Genomic DNA, 25,798 nt, shown 5'->3' on the forward strand with positions numbered 1-25,798 from the left:
GCGCCCTGTCCACCGGGCCTCGCGGCCGGCCGCAGCGACCGGGCGGCCGAGCCCTCCGCCAGCCGGCGGCACCCCACCCCTTGCGAGGACATGCCCACTTGACCGACTACACCCTCTACCGGGGCGACGCCCTGACCCGCCTGACCGAGCTGGAGAGCGGCACGGTCGACTGCGTCATCTGCGACCCGCCCTACAACAGCGGCGGGCGGACCACCCAGGAGCGCACCGGCCGCTCCGCCCGCGACAAGTACACGACCACCGGCAGCAAGAAGCAGTTGCCGGACTTCCCCGGCGAGAACAAGGACCAGAGGTCGTACGGCTTCTGGCTCAGCCAGCTGCTCGCCGAGGCCCACCGGCTGACCGTCGACGGCGGCACCGCGTGCGTCTTCACCGACTGGAGGCAGCTGCCGACGACCACCGATGCGTTGCAGGCCGGCGGCTGGCTATGGCGCGGCATCGTGCCCTGGTACAAGCCCGCCGCGCGCCCGCAGAAGGGGCGGATCACCCAGAACTGCGAGTTCGTGGTCTGGGGCTCCAAGGGCGCGATGGACGGGGAGCGCAACCCGGTCTACCTGCGCGGCCTGCTCGAAGGCAGCCAGCCGTCCGGCTCCAAGCGGGAGCACATCACGCAGAAGCCGGTCGCCATGATGCGCGACCTGGTGAAGATCTGCCCGCCGGGCGGCCGGGTCCTGGACTTCACCGCCGGGTCCGGGTCCACCGGGGTCGCCGCCCTGCTGGAAGGCCGTTCCTTCCTCGGGATCGAGCTGACCGACCACTACGCGGACATTGCCGAGCGGCGTCTCGCCGAGGCTCGGCAGAGCGCCGCCGTCGCGCCCGACCCGGCGTAGCCGGGCACCGTCCCGTCTTCCCCACTCACCGCACCAAGGAGATCCTCTGTCCACATCCTGTCCCGCCGGTCCCTGCACCGACACCGATTCCCCGCCGGGCACCCCGCGTTCGTGCACGGCCGAGTGGACGCTGCACGTCCTCCCCTCCGGGGACGTGGTCCTCGCCAGCCCGTGCCAGCGGGTGCGGATCGAGGAGGACCTCGCCGCGACCTGGGAGCCGGCCGCGACCGTCGCCGCGTACGCCGGCCCCACGGGCGACGCCCTGTGGCGGGCGCGGTTCGGCGCCGAGACGCCCGACGAGGTTCTCCAGTCGTTCCTGTGCGCGCTCGCCTGCGACCTGGCCGAGCCCGACCCCCGCGACCAGCAGCGGGGCCTGCGCGGGCCGGCGGCGGAGAGCGCGGCCGAGTGCCTGCCCGACCTCAGCTGGTGCCCCGCCGGCGGCAGCGGCAGCTTCTGCCGGTGCCGGCGCACCTTCGGCCTCGACCACTCCTACCGCGCCGAGCGTGGCTGGGTCCTGTGGGGCCTGGGTGAGGACGGCCGGCGCTGGCGCGCCCAGTTCGACGACGCCACCCCGGCCCACCTGATCGCCGCCGCCTGCCGCCCGCTGGTCGACGGCGCCGCCTGCGGCCACCCCACGACGGCCGAGGACACCGCGCCCACCCCCGCCGACGGCCCGGACGGGCCCGCACCGGCCGACGAGCCGGCGGCGGCTGCGCCCGCCGGCCGGAGCCGGGCCAGAAGTGCCCCCCTGGAGACCGTCCTGCGGATCGCCCGCGAGAGCCTGCAGGAAGGCGCTTCTCCGAGCGCCCGCCACATCGCCGCCGCGGTGCGCGCCCGGGGCATCGGCATCGGCACCACCCGCGCCGAGCAGGTCGCGGCGATCCTCAAGGCCGAACAGGCCTCCGCCCGCCTGTAGCGCTCTCCCGCCCTGGTGGCGGCCCAGCAACCCGCTGGGCCGCCACCGGCCCACCCCTTCTCACCCGTCAGGAGCACTCCCGGTGTCCGACCGCGAGCCGTCCCCCGTCCACGACATGACGATGACCGTCTTCCCCGGCTACCTCGCCGGCCCCGGCCCGGATGCCCTGGCAGACTTCCTCGACGGCCGGCCCCAGTGGACCGTGCGCCGGCCGGACGCCGACAGCACGGTGGCCCTGCACGAGGACGCGACCGCGCGCATCGTCCTCGACAACTCCCCGTTCGCCGCCCGGCGCTGGACCATCTCCTCCTACCACAGGCCCGACGGGCCGGTGGACTGGACGGCGGTGCTGTGCCCGCAGGCCCCGGCCGAGGTCGCGCTCGCCGTGGCCAGGCGCCTGGACCATGCCCTCGCCCAACCCACAGAGGAGGAGCGCGGTTTCAAGCTCTGGGGGGACTGGGACGAGACCCCTGACGCCGACGAGCTGATCCGCGCCGAGGCGGACCGGGCGGGCTGGACCAGCACCGGCTGCACGATCTCGACGGCCAGGCACGCAAGCTCCGACGGGACCGCCGGTCTGGAGATCCGTGGCTACCACGAGAGACCGGCCACCACCGACGCCGACCTGACCTACACCCTGTGGGCCGGACCAGCCGGGCGCCAGGACCCTTCCTGGAGCGCGCAGTTCACGCGGTTCGCCCCGCCGAACATCCTCCTCGCCGCGCTGCACACCCTCACCCGCCCTGCTCCGTACCCGCGCCGGGCCTCCCAGATCCCGATGGCCCACCGTGCCCATCTGCACACGCATCCTCACGCTCGGCCCCGCCCGGTGCCGACTCCGACTGTCCGCTGACCCCGGGAGCACCATCAGCACCCCCCACGACACAGCCGACGACCCGCAGGTCGTCCTCCCCGTCCACCTCGCCGGCCCAAGCGACGGTGCCTCCGCCTTCACGCAGTTCCTCGACGAGCACGACGGCTGGCTGCGTTTCTCGCCCGACGGCGGGGACACCACGGTGGCCGTCCACGAAGACCTCTGCGCCCGGATCCAGCTCGACCACGAGCCCGCGCTGAACGGACCGCGCTGGACGATCGCCGTCTACGACTCGCCCGTCTCCAACCTCAGCTGGCACGCCGACTTCGACGTCCTCACCCCGCACGAGATCCCCCTGTCCGTCGCCTCCAGCCTCTCCTACGCCCTGGGCCACGGCTCCCTGGCACGCAGGGACCAGGCGCAGTGGGGCTCGCGACCCACCCGCGAGGTCCTCGCCCGGGACCTGCGCGAGTCCGGCTGGCAGGACGTCAGCACCGAGAACCAGATGGAGTTCCGGTCGCCCGACGGCCTGGCCGGCCTGGTCCGCTGGGACGGCGGCGCCCACCACCGCTCCCCCGCCGGGCCCGACGCCCCGGCACCCGTGAAGCTGTGGGGCGGCACGGGCGACCAGCAGTGGCAGGCCACCTTCACCGCCGCCGCCCCGACCCTGCTGATCACCGAGGCCCTGGCCGAACTCACCGAACCGCTCACCGCAGTCCGGCACCTGAGCGAGGTCCCCCTCGCCCACCGGGACCTCGCCACCGTCGACCGCCGCCAGGCAGCGGCAGCCAGCCGCTCCCTCCACCCCTCGACCGCACCCAGCGGCACCGCCGCAGCCGCCGCCACCGCGACGGGCCCCGCTGCCGTCCGGAGCGCGAGGACAAGCCGATGACCCCCACCCCGGCAGCGGAGGTCGACGGGGACGTCCATGTCCACCCGGCGTACCTGGCCGGCGCCCACTGGGCCGGCGACGCCGCCTTCCACCCGCTGCTCGGCCTCGGCGCGCACACCCACCACGACGACCTCGGCAACTACTTCGCCGCGACCCCGGACGGGAGGATCCGGCTCGGGTTCATCCCGGAGCAGGACTGGGACACCCTGTGGCAGCTCGCCGTCGCACCCCGGCCCTTCGCCGCCCCCGCGTGGGTGGCCAGCTTCTCCGAGGACACCCCGACCGAAATCGTCACGGCCGTCACCACCGAACTCGCCGCCATGTACCGGCCCGACGAGGACGCGTGGCTCACCGCCCGCCGCCCCGGCATCCTGGAGTCGATGGCGCCCTACACCGCACAGGGCTGGACCGTGCGGCCGACGTCCCGGGGAGAGCTGGTGGCCGCCGCCCCCGACGGCCACGCCGAGGCCAGCTACAGCCACCAGCCCCTCGACCGCAACGAAGCGGAACAGGCCGGGCAGGACGGGCGGTACACCCTCAGCGCCGGCGGCCCGCAGGAAGGCTGGTACGGCCGGTTCAGCAGCGGCACCCCGGCCCGGATCCTCGACGCCGCCGCCACCGCGATGCTCACCCCTACCCCCGCTGTCCGCTACCGCGGCTGCCTGACCCCGTACGCCAGGCGCAACGCCACGATCACCCCGATCACCCCGCCGACGCCGAGCCCCCTCGACGTCCACCGGGCGCTGGCGGCACGCACCCGCTCCGTCCCCCGCATCGTCCAGAGCGCACCGCCCGAACGCGCGCCCGCCGCGACGCTGGCCTGGTCGACCTCCACCCCGACGACGGCACCGGGGCGCCGCTGAACCGCGCCCCCACCGGCCGCACAGCACACACCAGGCCCGGACCGCCGAGCGGCAAGAAGGGGCCACCGCCAGCACCCCGCACCTGGGAAGAGCCACCGGACCCACACCAACGACCTGCCATGGAGGCCCCCGTACCCGCCGACCCGGACACGGTGATCGACGTCACCCCCGCCTACCTGGCCGGCCGCGACTTCAGCAGCCTGGTCTTCGACCACCTCACCTCGCAGTGGGCCTGGGGCCGCGCCGACTCAACCGAGCTGAGCCAGACATTCGCCTGGAACGGCGACCAGCGCTTCCGTCTCGGAGCGGGCCAACTGGACCCCGGCGCCTGGTGGCGCATCGCCGCCGCGAAGGAGCCGCTCGGGCCGCCCGAGTGGCAGGCGGGCTTCTCCCAGGAGACCCCGCCCGAGATCGTCCTCGCCGTCGCCGAGGAACTCGCCCGCACCGGCCCGGCCACCGACTGGACCGGCGAGCAGCACCCCGCACTCAAGGCCCCCACCGACCGCCGGACCCTGATCCGCACGCTGACCGGCGCCGGATGGCGCAGCACCTACCGCGACGGTTGCCTCGACCTGGAGGCCCCGGACGGTCTGGCCCGCGTCCAGATCCGCACCGAGCCGCCCGGCGACCCGCTCGACCTCATGAGCCGGCCCCACCTGTACGTGGAGGTCGGCCCCCGCGACACCGGCGGCTACCCGCCCTACTGGCAGGCCATGTTCACCACCGCCGCCCCCGCGGTCGTCGTCGACGCCCTCGCCCAGGCCCTCACCGACCCCACCCCCCTGCGGCGCGACCGGGACTGGATGGACGAGGACCTGCTCGCCCACCTCGGTCACCGGACGGAGGCCGGCCCCGCCGCCAGCCCGCACACCGAGACGGACCTGCGCGAAGCAGCGGCCGAGCTGTGCGAGGAGGCCCTGGAGGAGGTCGAGCACCTCGACCACATACCCGACCGGTACATCGCGGACCGGGTCATCCCCAGCAGCCGGAGCCGCACCCCGACGACCTGGGGCCAACTTCCCCCGGAGCAGAGGGCCCTGGCGTACCTGCTGGTTGAAGACAGGGTCGTCGCGGCGGCGGCGAGTGCGCCGGCGCTCCTCGACCTGGACCTGGGCGCCAACCTCGACCCCCGGAGGGGGAGCCGAAAGCCGACACCACCCCTCAGCACAGCGCTGAGCGAACTCCCCTTCAACATCGGCGACCTGGAGGACGCCGCAGCCTACGCCGCCGCGGCGCGGATCAACGGGGTGGACCCCGGCAAGATCGCCGAAGCGCTGCACGACCGGCCGGTCGGCACCGGCAGCACGTGGACCTGGGGATCCCTGCCGACCGCCCAGCACGAGCAGGCGCTCCACGCGATCCACCGTCTGCTGGCCGGAGCCGCCAAGCGCACCCCGGAGCTCTTCGCCCCGGACTTCAGGCCCGCGCCGCTGGCCCTCGTCGCCCCGGTCTACCTCGCCGGCCCCGGCCACGACCGCACCACCGCGGCCAAGTCCCTGACCGACCGCGGCTGGACCCCAGAGAAGCAGGGCGCCACCACGGTGTACACCAGCCCGTGCCAGCGGCTGAGCGCCCAGTCGACCACCGACGGCACGGGGACGGCGTGGAGCGCCTCCTTCAACCACCCGGTGAGCGGCGAGGAGGTATGGCGGGTCACCGCGGACCGCCGCACCCCGCCGGAGATCGTGACTGCCCTGAACACCGCGCTCACCGCCGACCCGGGCGAGCTGGTCCAGCCCGCCGAGAACGCCGAGGACGGTCTCGTGCCGATCATCGCCGCAGGCTGGCACGACAACGGGACCAGCGACCACCTCATGTGGGACTCGCCGCACGCCGAGACGGCCAGCGTCTACCGCTGCACCGCCCCCACCGGGCGGCTGTTCGTCGGCGAGAGCCGCGACTGGCAGATCAGCGGCGGCAGCCCCGGTCCGGGCGAGGTCGAGGGCTGGACCATCGAGATGTCGGAGGGCATCCCGGTCCCGCTGCTGGAAGCCGTCACAGCCGCGATGGCCAACCCTGCGCCGGTCGCCCGCCTCGGCCGTGACCTCACCTCCGAGCACCTGCTGTACCTCAACGTCCGCCCACTCGCCCCCCAGCCTGCACCCGGCCCGTCCGCGCGGGCCCTGGCCGCCCGCGCACTCACCGATCCCACTCCCCTTCGGCGCGACCGTGACTGGATGGACGAGGAACTCCTCGCCCACCACGAACGCACCGCAGCACCTACCGCCGAAACGGCGCGCCGGTACACCGACCACGACCTGCGGCACTCCGCCGGGCAGGTCATCGCCGACAGCCTGCAACGGGTCGAAACGGACCCTGCCTCGGTTCGGGAGACGATCGCCGACCTCGTCGTCACCGGTACCCCCGGCCGCCAGGCGGCCCGCTGGGCCGACCCCCCTGTCGAGGAGCAGGAACTAGCCGCCGAAAAGGCGCGGATCGCCGCAGCCCGCATCCGCAGCGCCCCCTCCACGGTGACCGCGCCCCGGGCCGCCGGCGGGGCGACCACACCACTGCCGGGCGCCGACCGTCCTCCTCGCGGGCGCTGACCTCGCCGAAGCGACCGCCACCGGGTCCGCAGCAACCGCCGACGACCGGCAGAACCACCCCCTCCGTCCGCCCCGGCCCCCCACCACAACCTGGAGCGCCCATCCCCGACTTCCACTTCCACGGCTGGACGCCTGCCGACGAGACCAGCGCCAACGCCCAGGAGGACTTCCTCAGAGCCGACTGGATCTCCACCAACGGGATGTACGACTTCATCACCCGGAGTGTCAGCCGGGACGGCCTCGACGACTACCTGATCTACACCGACAAAGGCGCCGACTGGGACCATCCCGGAATCGCCCAGATGCTGTGCGCCCACATCCACCTCACCCCGACCGAGCGCACGTTCACCATCCGGGGGCAGGCCCGCCCCACCTTCGAACTCGCAGCCGCCTGGCTGATCAGCCGCGGGGCCGACCCCGCCACCTTCCGCTCCGACATCGGCGAGCCCGGAGGCCCCGCCACGCTGCAGGAAGCCGAACTCCGCGAACGTCTGCTCCTGTTCGGCGAGCGGTACGACGTTGTCGACCACGGGCAACGACACCCACCAGCGGCACGACATCTGGGCCATCCTCAAGGACACCGCAGCGGACCCGGCAGACCAGAGCCTCTACCTCCTTTTCGAGCAGTGGGGCTGGGAAGCCAGGACCGACGGCGAGATGTGGAAGCGGTCCGTGCAACTGGGCGAGTTCGACTCCTGGGATGCAACCCAGGAGTGGCTCGAAGGGTGGGAACAGAAGCGAGTAGGTCCCCTGACCGCGGCCAAGAACATGAGCGCGCCCGCCCCCGAGAGCCTCGTCCGACTGACCTCGACGCTGAAGCACCTGCCCGTCGCCCGACCGGACCGGGTCCACGCGGCACGGATCCGGTCCCTTCCATCGAACGCCCGACGAGGCGAAGCCGGCACCCCCTGCGTGGCTCGGTCGCAGCCCGCTGGACGCAGTCGCTGAGGTTTCAAGGTGCCTGAACGCGCGGAAGCGACCCGGCCGCCGAGCTCCGTTCGCCCACCGCGACACCTTCACAACCCGTCCGACCGACCCCGGCGCCCGGCAGGGGCACCGGGTCGCGTCGGCACGCCGTCCGCACCTCGCAGAGATCCCCTTCCACCAGGAGCAGCCCATCCCCACCTCCCGACCGACCGCCGGGCTCAACCACACCGGCCCGCCCGCCGCCGGCACCGGCAGCACCCTCAGCGCTCGCGAGCCAGCGCTGCCCTCCTACCGGATCAGCCGGGCACCGTCGACCGGCACGGTCGTCGAAGGCCCCCTGGACCAGTTCGCGATCAGCATGCTGGAGCGCGCCGGATTCCGGCGGATCCGACTGGCCATGTCCCCCGGCTACGAGGGCCAGCTCCCCTTGTACCTGGGCGAGCGCTCGCAGAACGAGGCCGCCGTCCACGCCGCCAGCATGCTGGCCGCCGCGGGCTACGGAGTCGACCTCGATCCCGGCCTCGGCAGCCCTCCCCCGACAGCCGGGTACGTGCCCGCGCCGGTGCCCGACCCGGTGGCCGCGCTCACGGCCCTGGCCGAGCGGTTCGGCACCGACACCGGATACGAGGAAGCCGCTGTCCTCCTCGAACAGCTCGCCGGCGCGAACGGGGTCCTCGACTCCCTCGCCGCCCTCACCCGGGCCGCCGCCGCCTGGTGCGAGGACCGGCGGCACGTTCCCGGCGACGAACTGGCCGACCGGCTCCTCGAAGCCGTCCGCGACACCGAGGCCCTTGCGGGCAGGCTCCGGAACACCGGTCCGCAGGTCGCCGCCCTCGGACGCTCCTGGACCGCGCACGAGCCCAGCCCCCGCCGCGCCGCCGGCGACCGGCCCCTGCACACCACCACCTCGGTGGTGTCCGGGGAGCTGTCGATCAGCTTCGGCGCCCTCCCCGACCAGCCGACGGTCGTCGCCATCGGCGCCTCCCGCGACGGCTCCCTGGCAGCGCGGCTGCTGGAGAAGGCAGGATTCCGCCGCCTCCCCGACCTCGGCATCCACGAACTGCCCGCCGACACACACCCCCTGGACGCGATGCTGCGGGTCGAGGACGCCGCAGACCGCCTCGCCGCCGCAGGGTTCACCGACCTGGGCATCGACCCCGCGCTGACCGAGCTGCTCGTCGACCAAGCCCAGGCCCTCACCGACCCCGGCAGCGAACACAGCGCGGACCGCGCCGGCGCCGCGCGTGCCCCGGCACCCCCACCGGCCGCCGGGCGGCCCGCTCCCGCGGCAGGCAACAGCGCCCCGCCCCCGACTCCTTCGCCCCGCCGCCGGTGAACCGACCCCGGCCCGGCACCCCAGACGAGGAAACCCTGAAGCCCACCCACGCCACCGTCCTCACCGCCCTCGCCCCGCTGGCCGACGGCACCGCCGCCGGCCGACAGATGGTCGCCCGCCGAGGCGGCGTGCTCGTCACCGCCGAACTCGCCCACGCCGGTATCCGCGACGACACCTTCAACGGGATCCGGGTCCGGGCGGTCCTACGGGAGAGCGGCGCCGAACTGGGCTCGAACCGCTTCGACTTCGACGCCCACGGCACCGTCCCCCGCCCCGGCTTCGTCCACACCCTCGGCGACCTCGACCGGATGCTCCAGTTCGGCGACCTCGACCCGGCGCCCCTGCGCGAGGCCGTCGACCGGTACCTCGACTTCTACACCGACGCCCCGCCCCGCGCGCCGCACCAGCGCAGCGCCGCACCCACCGCCGCGCGCGCCGACACCGAAGGCCCGGACCGGACGGCCCCGCAGCCCGGGCCACCGGTCCTGGTCAGCCCCCTCTATCTCGCCGGACCCGACCAGCCCTCGGCGGCACTGCGCGCCGGCGCGGCCCGCACGTCCACAGCCGGGTCCCTGCACCGGCCGCCCGCCCCCGGTCCCACCGTCCCCAAGGTCCGGGGCCGTTGAACCTGCGGCCGGCCCCGCACCGATCCGACGCCACCCCAGAAGGGACTCCGTGACCGCACCACCCTCCACCGCACTCGCCAGGGGCCTCGCCCTCCTGGGACCGAGCCCCGTCCCGGGCAGCGCCGCGACCCGGCTCGTCACCAGGGGGCTGCTCGACGCCCCCGGCATCGACAGCGCGCTCGCCACCGCCCTGTGCCGCGAGGCCCTGCGCCCGGCCGCCCTCGAAGTCGCCCGGGCGATGGTCGAGAAGACCATCGACCAGGGCGAGCCGTGGACGCACGCCGCCGCGTTCTGGCTCAGCCGGGCCCGCGCCGACTGGCAGACCTCGGCGCGCGTATGCAGCAACCTCGCCTGGTACGCGCGGACCAGGAACAACAGCGCCGACAGCGGCCCGAGCGGCACGAACCGCCTGCGCACCCAGGGCACCGACCCCGTCTACGCCCAGGCCCTGCGACACCTCCAACTCGTCGGGCTCCGCTTCGACTTCCGGTGCCGGGCCATCACCGACCTCGCCGACGACGCACCGGCCGGCCAGCGCTCGCGGTGGGATCCCTACACCCGCGCACTGCACGCGTTCGCCCTGCTGGGCCAGTCCGGGCCCGAGGGCCTCACCGCCATGCGGGACTGCCTGGAGGAAGCCGGCGACAACCCCCAGGTCGTCCACGCCCTGCTCCACGGACTGTGGCTGGGCGACGGCCTGCCCGACCAGGCCGAGGAGATCCTGCGCCTGGCCGCCTCACCGGCCCTGGCCGGCGACGACCCGGTAAGACTGTTCCGGTCCGCCACCGCCCTGCGCATGCTCGGCCGCCGGGACCAGGCACTGGCCGCGATCGACGCCGCGATGGAACACCTCGGTCCGAACGCGCCCGGATTCCACGCCGACCTCGTACGCGAGCGCAGCCTGATCACCCTGCTGCCCCGCACCCTCCAGAGCTGACGGGACACCAACGCCGGGAGGCCAGCGAGCGGGAGACACTCCCTCCGCCCACCGGCCCCTTCCCTGCGCCCGGCCCCCGGCCGGGGCAGGCGGCTAGGCCACCGCCTCGTAGGCGGCCCGGAAGAGCGGCTCCGCCCGGTCGAGGTCGGCGGACGAGGCGATCCGCACCTCCAGGTTCCCGGTGCCGTGGTGACCGACGTCGGTCACGTCCCGGGTGAAGCCCTCCTCCAGCTCCACCGACGCCGGGTCCAGACGCAGGAACACCCGCAACGCCCGGTCGCGCGCCAGGATCTTCACCGAGGCCAGGTTGCCGCCCCGCCGGTAGGCGACGTAGTGCTTCAACTGGACGCTGTGGACGTCCCCGAGGGCGAGCAGGCGCCCGTCGAGGTCGTCGTACAGCTCCCGGACATCGTCCGGCGCTGCTTCCAGTCGCTGCCCGACCGTCCTGCGCGGGACCGGCAGAGCGCCACCGTCGGAGCGGGCCACCCCGCCGGCGACCGAGGCCAGCAGGTCCAGCGTCAGCAGACCGTCGCCGAACTTCCGGTAGCGCACCAGGTCGATGCGCCGGTTCATCTCCCCGATCGCGTGGACGTCGTAACGGCTGAACTCGGCGGCGATGCAGATGATCCGCGGGCTCGTCCAGTCGACCTCCGCGACCGCTTCGGCGCCGAGCCGCTGCGCCACCAGCGCCTCGAAGTCGCCGGGGTGGTCTCGCAGCCACGCCAAGTAGAACAGCGCCTGGTTGATGACGTTCTCGTCCCGGGTCCTCTTGTACTCGACGACGACCGGGCTGCCGTCCTCGTCCAGGCCGAGCGAGTCGATCCGGCCGGCGTGCAGCGGACCGGTGTAGACCTCGGTAGCGAGGAACCGCACGCCCAGCAGCGCCGACATGTTGCGCTCGATGTATGTCTGGAGGTCCCGCTCCAGCTGCACCGTCGTGCCGACGATCTCCTGCGCCTCGGCGCCGTCCACGCGGAACACCTTCAATGCCACGGTCCCCCCTCAGACCTCCCCGCCGGACCCGATCGGCGGATGGACGAGCCAACCTACATCCCTCGAACTCGGGCATACCAGGCAATGTTGGAGATGTCTCACTTCGATCCGGAGGGAATAGAGAGGCCCGCCTGAAGGGCGGGCTCGCCCCGTGCGGCGGCCCCGGGGCCTCGCCGCAGTCCGTGGGCCGCCGCGGCCACCCATTCATCCACCACACCCACGACGCACCGCCGCCGGTCGGCGTGCGAAAGGAGGTCCATGCCCACGCAGTACCTCACCGTCGCCAAGGTCGCCGAACGCCTCGGCACCACCGAGCGGTTCGTCCGCCGGCTGATCAGCGAGCGGCGGATCGCCTTCGTGAAGATGGGCGCCCACGTCCGCATATCCGCGACCAGCCTCGACGCCTACATCGCCGCCGGAACCGTCCCCGCCGTCCGCAGCCGACGCGACCGGCACGGGGGCGGTGTCTGATGCCGCGCAAGAAGGTCGAGCCGACCCGGCGGCGGTTCGGAAACATCCGCCAGCACAGATCGGGCCGCTGGGGCGCCAGCTACCGCGACGCGGCCGGCACCGACCACAACGCCCCGCACACCTTCGAGACCAAGACGGACGCCGAGGTCTGGCTCACCCTCACCGAAGCCGACATCAAGCGTGGTACCTGGATCGACCCCAACGCGGGAAAGGTCCTGTTCAAGGACTTCTCCGCCAAGTGGGTCGAGGAGCGGGGCCTGATGCCGACCACCGAAGAGCTGTACCAACGCCTGCTGCGACTACACCTCCTGCCGACCTTCGGCGACCTCGCGCTCAACGAGATCACCTCGGCCACGGTTCGCACCTGGCACGCGAAGCGGAAGCAGGCGACCGGCGCCACCACCGTCGCCAAGTCCTACCGCCTTCTCAAATCCATCATGGAGACGGCCGCCGACGACGAGGCGATCCCCCGCAACCCCTGCCGGATCAAGGGCGCGGGCGAGGAGCACCCCGACGAGCGGCCGGTGGCCACGGTCGCCCAGGTCTTCGAACTCGCCGAACTCATGGGCCCTCGCTGGCAGTTCATGATCTTCCTCGGCGCCTTCGCCACCCTGCGACCGGAGGAACTCGCCGCTCTTCGCCGCGAGGACGTCAACCTCGACAAGCGCACGCTGCGGATCACCGAGGCCGCACCGCAGCTGAACAACGGCACGCGGGTCACCGGACCGACCAAGTCGAAGGCCGGCAAGCGCACCATCCACCTGCCGTCCTTCCTCGATGTCCCCATGCGCCAGCACATGGCCTGGTTCGCGGAGGACGGCCCCCAGGGCTACCTCTTCGTCGGCGAGAAGGGCGCACGCCTGCGCGCGACGACCTTCGGCAAGAAGTTCGCCAAGGCGCGCGCCAAGGTCGGCAAGCACGTGGAGTCCCCCTTCCGGATGAACGAACTGACGCGCTCGCAAAGCGGATCCGAAATCCCGCTGCGGCTCGTCAGCGAGGAGACGCACCCCTACAGCGCGGAGAGCGAGGCGGCCGAGGAAGCCGAGGAGGCCGAGCAGATGGAGGAGCTGCCGAAGAACTTCACGTTCTACGACCTGCGGCACACAGGCAACAGCCTGCTCGCGGAGGAGGGTGCCAGCCTCAAGGATCTGATGGTCCGCATGGGGCAGTCCTCGGTGCGCGCCGCGATGATCTACCAGCACTCCACCGAGCGCCGCCAGCGCCAGCTCGCCGCCAAGCTCGACTCCCGCGTGCGCGGTGATATCGGCCGGACGCCGCCGACCCCGCCAGCGCCACCCAGCGACGCACCGGACAGTGGGGCAGTCGTACGTCCCATACGGCGCCAGATCTGATACACGGCGACAAAGCCTACGACGACCGCCTCATCCGCTCCTACCTGCACCGCAGGCAGATCCCTGCCCGCATCGCCCGCCGCGGCATCGAGACCTCCAGCCGTCTCGGCCGACACCGCTGGGTGATCGAGCGCACCGTGGCCTGGCTCGGTGGCTTCCGCCGACTTCACCGTCGCTATGAGCGAAAAGCCGACCACTTCGCCGCCTTCGCCAGCATCGCAGCAGCTCTGATCTGCACCCGCAGAATCTCCAAATGAGATGTCCTCTTATTCCCCTCGCCGGCCTGGAGAACCGCTCCCGGTCACAGGACCGGCCGGGCGGGGAGCCCGATGGCATGTTCGCGGCCGAAAAATCCCAGGTCAGGGACCTTCCAGCGTCAGCTTTCGAGGTCTAGCATTCCCGATCACGGCGGCCCCATCACAGCACCATCGGGCCGCCGGGCAGAGCAGCCGCGCCACGTCCTCCCGGCGTTGCTTGCCTCCCACCGGCCGGTCCTGCGGAACACCCCCCTTACTTCCCCGGGGCCGGCCGGTCTGCTTCTCCAGCGGTTCGGCCTGGAGCGTCTCGTATGGGCAGCCGGAAGCGGGCAGACTACTGTCGAGCCGTCATCGACCGGAGAGGCCGCGCCCGTGTGGGATCCCGATACCGAGCTCCAGGAGCACGCCGAGCGGTACGCCGTCGGCCATGACGGCCGGCACCCGTTCACCGATGCCTGGCCGTGGGCCGAGGCGATCGTCGCCTGGTACCGCCGCCGGCCGCAGCGGCTGACCTCCCGCGCTGAGGTCGTGGTGGGCGAGGACGACTGGGCCCTGGTCGTCGTCGGCGTCGCCGAGTCGCTGCGGCTGCGGATGCGCGCCAGCGAGATCGGCGACATCCGCGTGGACCTCCTCGCCGACGAGCTGCTGCTCTGGGCCCAAACCGGGCACGAGTTCCCGCAGCCCAGCGAGCGGGGCTGGCCGGCACCGGACGGGCCGTACGCGGACCGCTGGGACGCGTTGGCCGATGTGCTGATCGCTGGCACCGATCGGGGCCGGAGCGTGGTCAGGGCCGTGACCACCGTGCTCAGGGAGCTGGAGTTCCTTGCGCGCTCCCGGCCGTACCTGCGGGGAGCGGCGTACAACACCCTGATGGAGTACCGGTTCGCCGCGCAGGGCTGCGACACGGTGACGCTCGCCGAGGTCGCCCCGGCGCTCGGGGTCACCCCGGTGCCGGTCCAGGACGTCGCCTGGTACGCCGGCCTGGGGGGATCGCCTACGGGCTGACCGCTCCCTCAGCGGCGAGAGCAGCGGTACTGCCGGGCGCCGCAGCCGACCGCAGCGGCGTCCCAGCTGTCCGTCGTCGCCGTCGAGGGCTCAGACTGCGGACATCACGGCGGGCCACCCATCGCGAGGAGGGGCGGCCCGCCGTGATGTCCTCGAAGGGACGGTACCGAGTCGGCCGTGGCCGGCCAGCAGCGACAGGGAGTCGAGGTCGATCAGCCGCAGATCCTTCGCCAGACGTCCAAGCTCTTGTCAACGCAGGCCGGGCAGAAGCCCTTCAGGGTGCCCGTCACCACTGATCCGCCGAGCGGCGCCGCGACATCGGCCGTTCCACCAGCGGGGACGTGATGGGGAGACGTAGACGGCGGGGACGACGACCATCGCGAACACGACGACGACAATGTCGGTCAACACGATGAGAGTGATCGCGCGGGGACCGGAACGAAGGGCGCTTCTCGCGCCTCTTTTCTCCACTGCGTAGACCTGCCCTACTTCGGCGAACCGCATCGGCACGGTGCGCTTAAAGAAGCAAGCGGTATGGGCGACTTGGAAGCCGGAAGGGGTTCCGAGCCGAGGCTGCGGCCGACCTGCCTCACCGGGCGTGAGGGGGCTGTCCCAGCTTCCGCTTCCTCAGACAAGCCGCAGGTGGCCACACGCCGGAAGGCCCCGGTGCTGCGGCGACCACGCACCCACGCGGGTACGTAGTCGCGCAATAGTCGCGCACGCGCTTTCAGCTCTGAACTGACGGATCGTCACTTAGAGAAAGAGGCCCGCAGGCGCGCCCCCGGGAAGCGGATCCAGACGAGGCGGGGGGCGGCGATCGGGGCGGCCACGCCCCTGACCTGCAGAGTTGTCGATCGCAACCCCGAGGCCGCGCGCAACCGACGTCACACCGCGACCCAGGATTATGTGACCCGCATCACGGAAAGTCGATCTCGCCATTCGAGACGCCCATCGAACAAAGTTTCGATGACCTCGGCTCCTGACGCACCGTCACCCCTGGAGGTACATTTTTGCGCGCAGCAGTCGCGCAAGAGCGCGAAATTGGTCCAGACAACAGGCAAGCCCCAGGGCTCTGACCTGGGGCTTTACCGTGGAGCGGGCGACGAGAATCGAACTCGCGCTCTAAGCTTGGGAAGCTCATGTTCTACCATTAAACTACGCCCGCCTGATGAGCCGTCAGAGACCGCTCGATCTGCCCCTCACTGTACCCCATCCGTGACGGTGGCTGCACAGGTGGCCGCGGGTGGCGGCGGAGGCGCGGGGGGTGGGTGGAGGCGTACTGTGTGGGCCGCGTGAGAGTGCCCCGGTGGGTGGGCGCGGGGCGGCGAGCCTTGGTGTGGAATGTCCGGTACATCCCCTAATGTGACGCTGGTCCCGGGGGCTCCGCCGTTCGGGGCGACGAGTACGGGTGAGTACTGGGGTAAGGATGGGAAGGGGACCGATGGAGCAGCGCGCCGTCGTTCGTTGTGCCGAGGGGCACCTGTTCAGCACCACCACGTTCCCGATGCAGAACCTCGGACCCGGTCGGCTGGGGCCCGGTCGGCTGATCAGGTGTCCGCAGTGCGGACGGCTGCGGAGCTCGGTGCTGGCCGACGTGCGGGAGCTGTCCGAGCCGCAACTGGCCCGGGCGCTGCGGCTGGAGGCCGCGGAGTTCCTCGCCTGACGAGGGCGGGGACGGGAGAGATGTGAAGGCCGCGGCCCCGGGCGATTCGTCCGGGGCCGCGTCGTGCACGTAACCTCGAAGCGTGCTGCTCTCTGACAAGGACATCCGGGCCGAGATCGACAACGGCCGGGTGGTGATCGATCCGTTCGACCCCACGATGGTCCAGCCGTCGAGCATCGACGTGCGCCTGGACCGCTTCTTCCGGGTCTTCGAGAACCACCGCTACCCGCACATCGACCCCTCCGAGGAGCAGCCGGACCTGACCCGGCTGGTCGAGCCGGAGGGCGACGAGGCGTTCATCCTGCACCCGGGCGAGTTCGTGCTGGCGTCGACCTACGAGGTCATCACGCTGCCGGAGGACGTCGCCTCGCGGCTGGAGGGCAAGTCCAGCCTCGGCCGGCTCGGGCTGCTGACGCACTCCACGGCCGGCTTCATCGACCCGGGCTTCAGCGGGCACGTCACGCTGGAGCTGTCGAACGTCGCCACGCTGCCGATCAAGCTCTACCCGGGGATGAAGATCGGGCAGCTCTGCCTGTTCCGGCTCTCCTCGCCGTCGGAGCACCCGTACGGCTCGGAGCGGTACGGCTCGCGGTACCAGGGGCAGCGCGGTCCGACGCCGTCCCGGTCCTACCTGAACTTCCACCGCACGCAGGTCTGAGCAGGTCTGAGCAGGTCCGAGCAGGCCCGAGCGGGACGGAGCGGAGCGCACGGTGCGGGCGGTCACCCCTGGGCAGGGGTGACCGCCCGCCGGCGTGTCAGGCCCGCTTCGGGCGGGTGACGGCGACCAGCTCGCTGCCGTCCTCGGAGAGCCGCAGCTCGGTGCGCAGCTCGGCCAGCTCGCCCAGGTGGTGCAGGTGGGTGCCGCCGCAGGAGATCCGCGCCGCGCCCTCGGGCAGCTCGCAGTGCCACTCGCGGCGGGCGGTCAGCTCCGGGCCGGGGACGTCGATGCGCACCGGGGCGTCGGCGGCGATCCAGGAGGCCAGCCGGCGGTTGACGGCCTCGGTGAGCTCGGGGAGGGCGTCGGCGAGGGCCGGGAGCTCCTCGGTGGCCTCGGCGGTGAAGCCCTTCTTGCGCAGCGACTTGCCGAGCCGGTAGGTGTCGGTGCTCGCCTCGGTGTCCATCACCGAGGTCGCCATGGCGAGGCTGTCGAAGTCCGGGTGGCCGAAGGCGTCGGCGCGGCCCGGGTCCTTGCGCCAGCGCGGCGCGAGCGCCTCGTTGAGGGCGAGGGCGAGCAGGTGGCAGCCGCTGTGCGAGGCGCTGAGCGCGCCGCGGCGGGAGGCGTCGACGGCGAGCACGGCGGTGCGGCCGACGAGGTCGCCCGGGTCGGCCGCGAGGACGTGCAGGACCAGCCAGGACCACTCCTCGTCGCCGCGCCGGACCGGGATGTCGGCGCCGACCAGCGGCGCGCCGCCGTCCGGGCCCACCGCGCCGGTGAGGCAGTCGACGACGGCCAGTTCGACGCCGTCCACGGTGAGGGTGCCGAGGTCGGCGGGCTGGTCGGGCCAGGTGTGGTCGAGCGGGTGGAACGGGGTCGCCCCGGTGACCACGGCGTAGCGGCCGTCGTCCAGCGGGTGCACCGCGAGCACCGTCGACTCGCCGGTCACCGCCCCGGACGGGAAGCTGACGTGGGTGGTGGGGAGGGTCATGCCGGGCTCCGTGCGGGTGAGGGTCGGGTGAGGGCGGGAAGGAACGTGGTCGGGAAAACGCGACGGGCCCCGCGAGGCGAGGCCCGTCGTCCATTGTCGCCGAGGGTCCCCGTCGGCGCGGGGACGCCCCCGGGTCAGCCCAGGGTCGGCAGCTTGATCAGCACCAGCAGGGCCAGCAGCTGCAGCGCGGCCGCGCCGGCCGCCTTGCCCCAGGGCAGGTCGTGCACCCGGCGGACCATCAGGGCCAGCAGGTAGCCGCAGAGCAGCCAGGTGGCCCAGCCGACGGCCTGGACGAGCAGGTTGTCGGCGGGCAGGACCAGCGCCAGCAGCAGCCGGGGCGCGTCGGTGACCCAGCCGATCAGCACGGCGAGGCCGACGGTGGACTGCCACGGGCCGTCGCCGCCGAACTGCCGGGCCAGCCCGTACGTGACCGCGCCGAGCATGGCGCCGGCCAGGGTGAAGCCGATCGCGGCGGCGAGCATCGCGGTGAGCGCCACGGTGAAGGTCGAGTTGACCACGTCGTCGCGGGTCAGGCCGATGCCGAGCACGGCGAGGGCGCCGTACAGCAGGGAGACGGTGACGGCGGGGAGCCAGACCTGGTGGTCACGGGTGCGGTCGAAGACCGCGGTGGGGGTGCGGAACAGGCCGGCCAGCAGCTCGCGCCAGGTCGGCCGGGGGCCGACGGCCTGCGGCGCGGACTGGCCGCCGGCCCGGTAGACGGCGACGTTGTCCTGGCCGTAGGGCTCCTGGTACTGCTCCTGGTGCGGCGGCTCCTGCTGACCGTACGGCGGCCGGCCGTAGGAGGACGGCTCGCCCGCGTACGGGTCGGCGCCGACCGGGAAGGCCCGGGTGTGGCCCGGGTTGTCGGCCGCGTACTGGTCCGCGTGCGGAGCCGGGTACGGAGCCTGCGGGGCACGCGGACCGTACGGGTCGTAACCGCCGTAGGGGTCCTGGTGCGGCCCCTGCTGCGGGCCGGTGAAGTACTCCGGCCCGTCCGTCGGCCCGTACCCCCCGGGCGCCGCCTGCTGCTGCGGGGGCGCCGACCACCCGCCATGGGGGTCGGCGCCCTGCCCGCTGTCGTATCGATTGCCAGCCACGTTCCGAAGGTACCCGCCAGGCGGGCGCCGCGGCGGACGGGCACCGGACCGGGGCCGGTTTGCAGCGAGCCTGTTACCGCCGACCCGCCTGCCCGCCGCCCGTCCCCGGGCTCAGCCCCGGACGCCGACCTTCGGCCCGTGCACCGCCGCCGCGGCGCTGGTGCCGGCCGGGCACCCGCCCGGGCCGGCCGAGGTGCGCACGGCGCCGACCGGCAGCAGCGTGCCGCAGGCGATCCGCACGCCGTTCGGCAGCTCGTTGTCCGCCTCGACGATCGCGCCGTCGCCGATCACCGCGCCGTCCAGCGCGGTGCGGTCGCCGACGGTCGCGAAGGCGCCCACGATCGAGTCCTTGACCAGGGTGTCCGGCCCGATGACGGCGCCGGGCAGGATCACGCTGCCCTCGACGATCGCGCCGGCCTCGACCACCGCGCCCTCGGCGACCACCGTGCCGCCGCTGAGCACCGCGCCGTCCCGCACGGTCGAGCCGGGCAGCAGCAGGGCGTCGCCGGTCGGGCCGGGGACGGCGGGCGAGTCGACCTTGCCGAGCACCAGGTCGGCCGAGCCGCGCACGAAGGCGGCCGGGGTGCCGAGGTCGAGCCAGTACGAGGTGTCGACGACGCCGCGCAGCAGCGCGCCGGTGGCCAGCAGCTCGGGGAAGGTCTCGCGCTCGACGGAGACCTCGCGGCCGGTCGGGATGCGGTCGATGACCGAGCGGGTGAAGACGTAGCAGCCGGCGTTGATCTGGTCGGTGACGATCTGCTCCGGCGTCTCCGGCTTCTCCAGGAACTCCAGCACCCGCCCGTTCGCGTCGGTGGGGACGAGCCCGAAGGCGCGCGGGTCCTCGACCCGGGTGAGGTGCAGGGTGACGTCGGCCCCGGCGGCCACGTGGCCGTCGCGCAGGGCGGCGATGTCCACGCCGGAGAGGATGTCGCCGTTGAACACCAGGACCGGCTCGTCGGGGCCGCAGGTGAGCCCGGTGGCCGCGTTGCGGATGGCCCCGCCGGTGCCGAGCGGCTCGCGCTCGGTCAGGTAGACCAGCTCGATGCCGTAGGGCGTGCCGTCCTGGAAGTGGTCCTCGAAGACCTCGGCGAGGTAGGAGGTGGCGAGCACCACGCGGGTGACCCCGGCCGCCGCCGCGCGGGCCAGCTGGTGCGCGATGAAGGGGACGCCCGCCACGGGCAGCATGGGCTTGGGGGTGTGGGTGGTCAGCGGACGCAGTCGCGTGCCCTTACCACCGACCAGCATGATCGCCTCGGTCATGGTCTGCGCTGTTCCCCTTGTGCTCTCTGCGGCCCGGCCCGGCGGGCCGATACCTCCGTCGGTCTGCTGTACGCCGTCCCGGGGGCCGGAACGGATCGACCGGCTCGCGGCCGGTCCGGCGCCTACTGTATTTCCTCCTCACCGCGGGGCCGCCCGGCGGCCCGGCGCCCGGCGCCCGGTCCGGTGACCGCGGCGCGGCCAGCGGACCCGAAAAGCCCGGCCCGGGCGGGCGCCGGTGGGCACCCCCCGGGCCGGGCGGTTGTTGCAGAACTGTCGAAGAACCGGGCCGGTTCACGACCACGTCGGGTCGGCCGGGACCGCGCCGGCCGCGCCTCAGGCGTCGACGGTCTGCGGCTCCTCCGTCCCGGCCGGCGGAGTCGCCTTGACCGAGTCGAGCAGCAGCTGCGCGACGTCGACGACCTTCAGGTGCTCCTTGGCCGCGCCCTCGTTCTTCTTGCCGTTGACCGAGTCGGAGAGCATGACGAGGCAGAACGGGCAGGCGGTGGAGACGATGTCCGGGTCGAGGGACAGCGCCTCGTCGACGCGCTCGGTGTTGATCCGCTTGCCGATCCGCTCCTCCATCCACATCCGCGCGCCGCCGGCGCCGCAGCAGAAACCGCGCTCCTTGTGGCGGTGCATCTCCTGCTGGCGCAGCCCCGGGACCTTGTCCATGATCTCGCGCGGCGGGCTGTAGACCTTGTTGTGGCGGCCCAGGTAGCAGGGGTCGTGGTAGGTGATGAGGCCCTCGACCGGGTTGACCGGCACGAGCTTGCCCTCGTCGATGAGGTGCTGCAGCAGCTGGGTGTGGTGGATGACCTCGAAGTGGCCGCCCAGCTGCGGGTACTCGTTGGCGATGGTGTTGAAGCAGTGCGGGCAGGTCGCCACGATCCGCTTGACCGGGGCGTCCTCCAGGGCCGCGTTCAGGGTCTCGACGTTCTGCGCGCCGAGCATCTGGAAGAGGAACTCGTTGCCCAGCCGGCGGGCGGAGTCACCGGTGCAGGACTCCTCCTTGCCGAGGATCGCGAACTTCACGCCGGCGGTGTGCAGCAGCTCGGCGAAGGCCTTGGTGGTCTTCTTCGCGCGGTCCTCCAGGGCGCCGGCGCAGCCCACCCAGTACAGGTACTCGACCTCGGCGGGGTCGATGTCCTCGCCGATCACCGGCACCTCGATGCCGGTCTCCTTCTTGAGCTCCTTGACCCAGTCCAGACGGGCCTTGGTGGCCATGCCCCAGGGGTTGCCCTTGTTCTCCAGGTTCTTGAGCATGGTGCCGGCCTCGGTGGGGAACGAGGACTCGATCATCACCTGGTAGCGGCGCATGTCGACGATGTGGTCGATGTGCTCGATGTCGACCGGGCACTGCTCGACGCAGGCGCCGCAGGTGGTGCAGGACCACAGCACGTCGGGGTCGATGACGCCGTTCTCCTCGGCGGTGCCGATCAGCGGGCGCTCGGCCTCGGCCAGCGCCGCCGCGGGGACGTCCGCGAGCTGCTCGGCGGTGGCCCGCTCGGTGCCCTCCATGTCCTTGCCGCCGCCGGCGAGCAGGTAGGGGGCCTTGCCGAAGGCGTGCTCGCGCAGGCTCATGATCAGCAGCTTCGGGGAGAGCGGCTTGCCGGTGTTCCAGGCCGGGCACTGCGACTGGCAGCGGCCGCACTCGGTGCAGGTGGAGAAGTCGAGGATGCCCTTCCAGGAGAAGTGCTCGACCTGGGAGACGCCGAAGACGGCGTCGTCGGCCGGGTCCTCGAAGTCGATCGGCCGGCCGCCGCTGGTCATCGGGCGCAGTTCGCCGAGCGCGGTGGAGCCGTCCTCCTCGCGCTTGAAGTAGATGTTGAAGAAGCCCAGGAAGCGGTGCCAGGCGACGCCCATCGAGGGGTTGAGGCCGATGGTGATCGCCCAGGCGAAGGAGATGCTGATCTTCAGCATCGCGAAGAGGTAGACCAGGTTCTCCAGGGTGCCGTGGGACAGCCCGCGGAAGGCCGCCACCAGCGGGTAGGAGATCAGGTACTTGGCCTCGTAGGAGCCGACGTTCTCCAGCGCGCCCTCCAGGCCGCGCAGGATCATGATGCACAGGCCGATGCCGAGGATCGTGTACTCGACGTAGAAGGCCTGCCAGGCGATCGAGCCGGCGAAGCGGGACTTGCGGCCCGCCCGGCCGGGCAGGCTCATCAGGCGGATCACGATCAGCGTCGCGATGCCCAGCGTGGTGAAGGTGCCGACCAGTTCGGTGAACAGCTCGTACGGCAGCCAGCCGCCGAGCACCGGCAGCACGAACTCGGCGTCGAACAGCTGGAAGAACGCGGTCAGCAGGGTCAGGCCCAGGGTGAGGAAGCCGACCGCGACGAACCAGTGGGCGACGCCGACGATCCCCCAGCGGTTCATCCTGGTGTGGCCGACGAACTCCACGGCCACGGTCTTCACCCGCTGCGCGGGCTGCCCGAAGCGGGTGGGGTCCGGCTGGCCGGTCCGCACCACCCGGTAGATGTACAGCGCCGCACGAGCGGCGAGCGCGGTGCCGACCACGAATGTGACCAGCGAGATGACGATCGCTGCTAGCTGCATCGGCTCTCCGTCTCCTGCGGCTTGCGTGTTACTGGTGTGCAGTCTCTCCGAGGGGAGTGTACTCGTCGGTAACTTCCAGCGCCGACGGGCCGGACATTACCGTTCGCGAACACCTCTCCTGAAGATGCCCAAGGTATGGCGGCAGTCACGCGGGCGCACAGCCGACGCGGCCGTCACCGCACTCCGGGCGAACCGCTCAGCAAAGTTGAGCGCCATGGACTCATCCCTGTTGACGCCCTCGCCATCGTCATGCATCCTTGAGCCCGTAAAGCTCAACTCTTCCGTGGAGGTATCTACGATGGCACGCGCGGTCGGCATCGACCTCGGTACGACGAACTCGGTCGTCAGCGTTCTGGAGGGTGGCGAGCCCACCGTCATCACGAACGCCGAGGGTGCGCGGACCACGCCGTCCGTCGTCGCCTTCGCGAAGAACGGCGAGGTGCTCGTCGGCGAGGTGGCCAAGCGCCAGGCGGTCACCAACGTCGACCGCACCATCCGCTCGGTGAAGCGCCACATGGGCACCAGCTGGAAGATCGGGCTGGACGGCAAGGACTTCAACCCCCAGCAGATCAGCGCCTTCATCCTGCAGAAGCTGAAGCGCGACGCCGAGGCGTACCTGGGCGAGACCGTCACCGACGCCGTCATCACCGTCCCGGCGTACTTCTCCGACTCGGAGCGCCAGGCCACCAAGGAGGCCGGTGAGATCGCGGGCCTCAACGTCCTGCGCATCGTCAACGAGCCGACCGCGGCCGCCCTGGCCTACGGCCTGGACAAGGACGACCAGACCATCCTGGTCTTCGACCTCGGCGGCGGCACCTTCGACGTCTCCCTGCTGGAGATCGGCGACGGGGTCGTCGAGGTGAAGGCCACCAACGGTGACAACCACCTCGGCGGCGACGACTGGGACCAGAAGATCGTCGACCACCTGGTCAAGGTCTTCCAGGCGGGCCACGGCGTGGACCTGTCCAAGGACAAGATGGCCCTGCAGCGTCTGCGCGAGGCCGCCGAGAAGGCCAAGATCGAGCTGTCCTCGTCCTCCGAGACCTCGATCAACCTGCCCTACATCACGGCCTCCGCCGAGGGCCCGCTGCACCTGGACGAGAAGCTCACCCGGGCCCAGTTCCAGCAGCTGAGCTCCGACCTGCTGGAGCGCTGCAAGATCCCGTTCAACAACGTGATCAAGGACGCCGGCATCTCGCTCTCCGAGATCGACCACGTCGTCCTCGTCGGCGGCTCCACCCGCATGCCGGCCGTCGCCGACCTGGTCCGCGAGCTGACCGGTGGCAAGGAGGCCAACAAGGGCGTCAACCCGGACGAGGTCGTCGCCATCGGCGCCTCGCTCCAGGCCGGTGTCCTCAAGGGCGAGGTCAAGGACGTCCTGCTGCTCGACGTCACCCCGCTGTCCCTCGGCATCGAGACCAAGGGCGGCATCATGACCAAGCTGATCGAGCGCAACACCACGATCCCGACCAAGCGCTCGGAGATCTTCACCACGGCCGAGGACAACCAGCCGTCCGTGCAGATCCAGGTCTACCAGGGCGAGCGCGAGATCGCCGCGTACAACAAGAAGCTCGGCATGTTCGAGCTGACCGGTCTGCCGCCGGCCCCGCGTGGCCTGCCCCAGATCGAGGTCACCTTCGACATCGACGCCAACGGCATCATGCACGTCGGCGCCAAGGACCTCGGCACCGGCAAGGAGCAGAAGATGACCGTCACCGGCGGCTCCGCGCTGCCGAAGGACGACATCGAGCGCATGATGCGCGAGGCCGAGCAGTACGCGGAGGAGGACCACAAGCGCCGCGAGGCCGTGGAGACCCGCAACCAGGCCGAGCAGCTCGTCTACTCCACCGAGAAGTTCATCGCCGACAACGCCGACAAGCTGCCGGCCGACGTCAAGACCGAGGTCGAGACCGCCATCGGCGAGCTCAAGGAGGCCCTGAAGGGCGAGGACATCGCGAAGATCCGCGAGGCCTCGGAGAAGGTCTCCACCACCGCCCAGAAGCTCGGCCAGGCGCTGTACGCCAACGCCGACGCCGCCGGTGCGGCCGGTGCGGGCGCGGGTGCGGCCGGTGACGCCGGTGCCAAGGACGACGACGTCGTCGACGCCGAGATCGTGGACGACGAGAAGCCCAAGGGCGGTGCGGCATGACGGAGAAGCCGCAGGGTGCCGAGCCCGGCGACGACTCCGCCGCCGAGGAGGCCGTGATCAAGGCGGCCGAGGAGGCCGCCGCGGCCGGGGCCGAGGGCTCCGCCGCCTCCGGCACGGAGGAGGCCGCCTCGGCCAAGCGCGAGCTGGCCGAGCGCACCGCCGACCTCCAGCGCCTCCAGGCCGAGTACCAGAACTACCGCAAGCGGGTCGAGCGCGACCGGCTGACGGTCCGCGAGATCGCCGTCTCCAACATCCTGGAGTCGCTGATCCCGGTGCTGGACGACATCGGCCGCGCCCGCGACCACGGCGAGGTGACGGGCGGCTTCAAGTCCGTCGCGGAGTCGCTGGAGACGGTCGTCGCCAAGCTGGGCCTGCAGCAGTTCGGCAAGGAGGGCGAGCCCTTCGACCCGACCATGCACGAGGCGCTGATGCACAGCTACTCCTCGGACGTCACCGAGGACACCTGCGTCCAGATCCTCCAGCCCGGCTACCGGATCGGCGAGCGGATCATCCGCCCGGCGATGGTCGCGGTCGCGGAGCCCCAGCCGGGCACCCAGACCACGTCCGGTCCGGACTCCGACGCCGCCAAGGGCGGGGAGAAGAAGGACCAGGCCGATGGTGGCTCGGACAGCTGACCAGCGGTG

The 25,798-nt window shown here is 72.2% G+C and carries 21 protein-coding genes, 1 tRNA gene and 2 pseudogenes; 18 read left to right on the forward strand and 6 right to left on the reverse strand.

The genetic code is table 11. From position 1 onward, the window contains the following. Window positions 1–98: 98 nt before the first annotated feature. The 10 genes from ACFVUH_RS08540 to ACFVUH_RS08585 all read left to right on the forward strand — a co-directional run bounded on the left by ACFVUH_RS08540 (window position 99) and on the right by ACFVUH_RS08585 (window position 10,705). Window positions 99–848, forward strand: a complete 750-nt coding sequence (locus ACFVUH_RS08540) for a DNA-methyltransferase (RefSeq protein ID WP_387912014.1) — start codon at window positions 99–101, stop codon at window positions 846–848. A gap of 154 nt (window positions 849–1,002) precedes the next feature. Continuing rightward, a complete protein-coding gene (locus tag ACFVUH_RS08545; protein WP_387912015.1) occupies window positions 1,003–1,764 on the forward strand; it encodes a DUF317 domain-containing protein in 762 nt (253 codons plus the stop codon). An 82-nt stretch (window positions 1,765–1,846) separates the two neighbouring features. Beyond that, window positions 1,847–2,617, forward strand: coding sequence for a DUF317 domain-containing protein (locus tag ACFVUH_RS08550; protein ID WP_387912017.1), 771 nt, complete (start codon window positions 1,847–1,849; stop codon window positions 2,615–2,617). Further along, window positions 2,553–3,470 carry a DUF317 domain-containing protein gene (locus tag ACFVUH_RS08555; RefSeq protein ID WP_387912018.1) on the forward strand — a complete coding sequence of 306 codons (918 nt, stop codon included), beginning with the start codon at window positions 2,553–2,555 and terminating at the stop codon, window positions 3,468–3,470. Before ACFVUH_RS08550 ends, ACFVUH_RS08555 begins: the two co-directional genes overlap by 65 nt. After that, on the forward strand, window positions 3,467–4,333 hold the full coding sequence (locus tag ACFVUH_RS08560; RefSeq protein ID WP_387912020.1) for a DUF317 domain-containing protein: 867 nt from the start codon (window positions 3,467–3,469) through the stop codon (window positions 4,331–4,333). The genes ACFVUH_RS08555 and ACFVUH_RS08560 overlap by 4 nt, the downstream gene beginning before the upstream one ends. Before the next feature lie 119 nt (window positions 4,334–4,452). Then, a complete protein-coding gene (locus ACFVUH_RS08565; RefSeq protein ID WP_387912021.1) occupies window positions 4,453–6,879 on the forward strand; it encodes a DUF317 domain-containing protein in 2,427 nt (808 codons plus the stop codon). A gap of 519 nt (window positions 6,880–7,398) precedes the next feature. Beyond that, window positions 7,399–7,827, forward strand: a complete 429-nt coding sequence (locus ACFVUH_RS08570) for a hypothetical protein (protein WP_387912022.1) — start codon at window positions 7,399–7,401, stop codon at window positions 7,825–7,827. Between the two features lie 337 nt (window positions 7,828–8,164). Beyond that, complete coding sequence (locus ACFVUH_RS08575; RefSeq protein ID WP_387912023.1) at window positions 8,165–9,142, forward strand: hypothetical protein; 978 nt, start codon at window positions 8,165–8,167, stop codon at window positions 9,140–9,142. Then, the gene (locus ACFVUH_RS08580; protein WP_387912025.1) at window positions 9,139–9,768 is read left to right on the forward strand and encodes a hypothetical protein; all 630 of its coding nucleotides are present in this window, start codon (window positions 9,139–9,141) and stop codon (window positions 9,766–9,768) included. Before ACFVUH_RS08575 ends, ACFVUH_RS08580 begins: the two co-directional genes overlap by 4 nt. Window positions 9,769–9,817: 49 nt before the next feature. Further along, window positions 9,818–10,705: a hypothetical protein gene (locus tag ACFVUH_RS08585; protein ID WP_387912027.1), complete on the forward strand. Its 888-nt coding sequence runs from the start codon at window positions 9,818–9,820 to the stop codon at window positions 10,703–10,705. 93 nt (window positions 10,706–10,798) lie between these two features. Here ACFVUH_RS08585 and ACFVUH_RS08590 read toward each other — a convergent pair whose 3' ends face one another. Then, window positions 10,799–11,698 carry a DUF5655 domain-containing protein gene (locus ACFVUH_RS08590; protein WP_387912029.1) on the reverse strand — a complete coding sequence of 300 codons (900 nt, stop codon included), beginning with the start codon at window positions 11,696–11,698 and terminating at the stop codon, window positions 10,799–10,801. Between the two features lie 258 nt (window positions 11,699–11,956). On the opposite strand from ACFVUH_RS08590, the gene ACFVUH_RS08595 reads away from it, so the two are divergent. The 4 genes and pseudogenes from ACFVUH_RS08595 to ACFVUH_RS08610 all read left to right on the forward strand — a co-directional run bounded on the left by ACFVUH_RS08595 (window position 11,957) and on the right by ACFVUH_RS08610 (window position 14,783). Then, entirely contained in the window at window positions 11,957–12,169 is a 213-nt protein-coding gene (locus ACFVUH_RS08595; protein WP_387912031.1) for an excisionase family DNA-binding protein, read from the forward strand. Next, entirely contained in the window at window positions 12,169–13,521 is a 1,353-nt protein-coding gene (locus tag ACFVUH_RS08600) for a tyrosine-type recombinase/integrase (RefSeq protein WP_387912033.1), read from the forward strand. Before ACFVUH_RS08595 ends, ACFVUH_RS08600 begins: the two co-directional genes overlap by 1 nt. Then, window positions 13,512–13,778 (forward strand): annotated as a pseudogene (locus ACFVUH_RS08605) (transposase); the annotation flags it as partial. The gene ACFVUH_RS08600 and the pseudogene ACFVUH_RS08605, both read left to right, overlap by 10 nt. A 372-nt stretch (window positions 13,779–14,150) precedes the next feature. Beyond that, window positions 14,151–14,783 carry a hypothetical protein gene (locus ACFVUH_RS08610; RefSeq protein ID WP_387912035.1) on the forward strand — a complete coding sequence of 211 codons (633 nt, stop codon included), beginning with the start codon at window positions 14,151–14,153 and terminating at the stop codon, window positions 14,781–14,783. A 1,091-nt stretch (window positions 14,784–15,874) separates the two neighbouring features. Here ACFVUH_RS08610 and ACFVUH_RS08615 read toward each other — a convergent pair. Beyond that, window positions 15,875–15,948: transfer RNA gene (locus ACFVUH_RS08615), tRNA-Gly, on the reverse strand. A 276-nt stretch (window positions 15,949–16,224) separates the two neighbouring features. Between ACFVUH_RS08615 and ACFVUH_RS08620 the strand changes: the two genes are divergently transcribed. Then, window positions 16,225–16,446, forward strand: coding sequence for a hypothetical protein (locus tag ACFVUH_RS08620; protein ID WP_199839558.1), 222 nt, complete (start codon window positions 16,225–16,227; stop codon window positions 16,444–16,446). 82 nt (window positions 16,447–16,528) lie between these two features. Further along, complete coding sequence (dcd, locus tag ACFVUH_RS08625) at window positions 16,529–17,104, forward strand: dCTP deaminase (RefSeq protein WP_355360802.1); 576 nt, start codon at window positions 16,529–16,531, stop codon at window positions 17,102–17,104. A gap of 97 nt (window positions 17,105–17,201) precedes the next feature. Here the strand turns inward: dcd and ACFVUH_RS08630 are convergent, their stop codons facing one another. From ACFVUH_RS08630 to ACFVUH_RS08645, 4 genes and pseudogenes are all read right to left on the reverse strand, one after another. After that, on the reverse strand, window positions 17,202–18,092 hold the full coding sequence (locus ACFVUH_RS08630) for a metal-dependent hydrolase (protein ID WP_355360805.1): 891 nt from the start codon (window positions 18,090–18,092) through the stop codon (window positions 17,202–17,204). Between the two features lie 134 nt (window positions 18,093–18,226). After that, complete coding sequence (locus ACFVUH_RS08635) at window positions 18,227–19,189, reverse strand: YIP1 family protein (protein ID WP_387912037.1); 963 nt, start codon at window positions 19,187–19,189, stop codon at window positions 18,227–18,229. A gap of 186 nt (window positions 19,190–19,375) precedes the next feature. Further along, window positions 19,376–20,449, reverse strand: a pseudogene (locus tag ACFVUH_RS08640) (sugar phosphate nucleotidyltransferase); the annotation flags it as partial. 333 nt (window positions 20,450–20,782) lie between these two features. After that, the gene (locus tag ACFVUH_RS08645) at window positions 20,783–23,005 is read right to left on the reverse strand and encodes a (Fe-S)-binding protein (RefSeq protein ID WP_355360811.1); all 2,223 of its coding nucleotides are present in this window, start codon (window positions 23,003–23,005) and stop codon (window positions 20,783–20,785) included. Between the two features lie 298 nt (window positions 23,006–23,303). On the opposite strand from ACFVUH_RS08645, the gene dnaK reads away from it, so the two are divergent. Together dnaK and grpE are read left to right on the forward strand one after the other, a co-directional pair. Next, on the forward strand, window positions 23,304–25,154 hold the full coding sequence (dnaK, locus tag ACFVUH_RS08650; RefSeq protein ID WP_380684800.1) for a molecular chaperone DnaK: 1,851 nt from the start codon (window positions 23,304–23,306) through the stop codon (window positions 25,152–25,154). Further along, complete coding sequence (gene grpE, locus ACFVUH_RS08655; RefSeq protein ID WP_355360817.1) at window positions 25,151–25,789, forward strand: nucleotide exchange factor GrpE; 639 nt, start codon at window positions 25,151–25,153, stop codon at window positions 25,787–25,789. The genes dnaK and grpE overlap by 4 nt, the downstream gene beginning before the upstream one ends. Window positions 25,790–25,798: the final 9 nt, after the last annotated feature.

This window comes from Kitasatospora sp. NPDC058032, from assembly GCF_042885845.1.
GTDB lineage: Bacteria > Actinomycetota > Actinomycetes > Streptomycetales > Streptomycetaceae > Kitasatospora.

Bases quoted from the DNA above. Each gene is read 5' to 3' on its own strand.
- ACFVUH_RS08560 (WP_387912020.1), top strand. From the start codon at position 3,467: ATGACCCCCACCCCGGCAGCGGAGGTCGACGGGGACGTCCATGTCCAC.
- ACFVUH_RS08565 (WP_387912021.1), top strand. From the start codon at position 4,453: ATGGAGGCCCCCGTACCCGCCGACCCGGACACGGTGATCGACGTCACC.
- ACFVUH_RS08575 (WP_387912023.1), top strand. From the start codon at position 8,165: ATGCTGGAGCGCGCCGGATTCCGGCGGATCCGACTGGCCATGTCCCCC.
- ACFVUH_RS08595 (WP_387912031.1), top strand. From the start codon at position 11,957: ATGCCCACGCAGTACCTCACCGTCGCCAAGGTCGCCGAACGCCTCGGC.
- ACFVUH_RS08600 (WP_387912033.1), top strand. From the start codon at position 12,169: ATGCCGCGCAAGAAGGTCGAGCCGACCCGGCGGCGGTTCGGAAACATC.
- ACFVUH_RS08620 (WP_199839558.1), top strand. From the start codon at position 16,225: ATGGAGCAGCGCGCCGTCGTTCGTTGTGCCGAGGGGCACCTGTTCAGC.
- ACFVUH_RS08630 (WP_355360805.1), bottom strand. From the start codon at position 18,092: ATGACCCTCCCCACCACCCACGTCAGCTTCCCGTCCGGGGCGGTGACC.
- ACFVUH_RS08645 (WP_355360811.1), bottom strand. From the start codon at position 23,005: ATGCAGCTAGCAGCGATCGTCATCTCGCTGGTCACATTCGTGGTCGGC.
- dnaK (WP_380684800.1), top strand. From the start codon at position 23,304: ATGGCACGCGCGGTCGGCATCGACCTCGGTACGACGAACTCGGTCGTC.
- grpE (WP_355360817.1), top strand. From the start codon at position 25,151: ATGACGGAGAAGCCGCAGGGTGCCGAGCCCGGCGACGACTCCGCCGCC.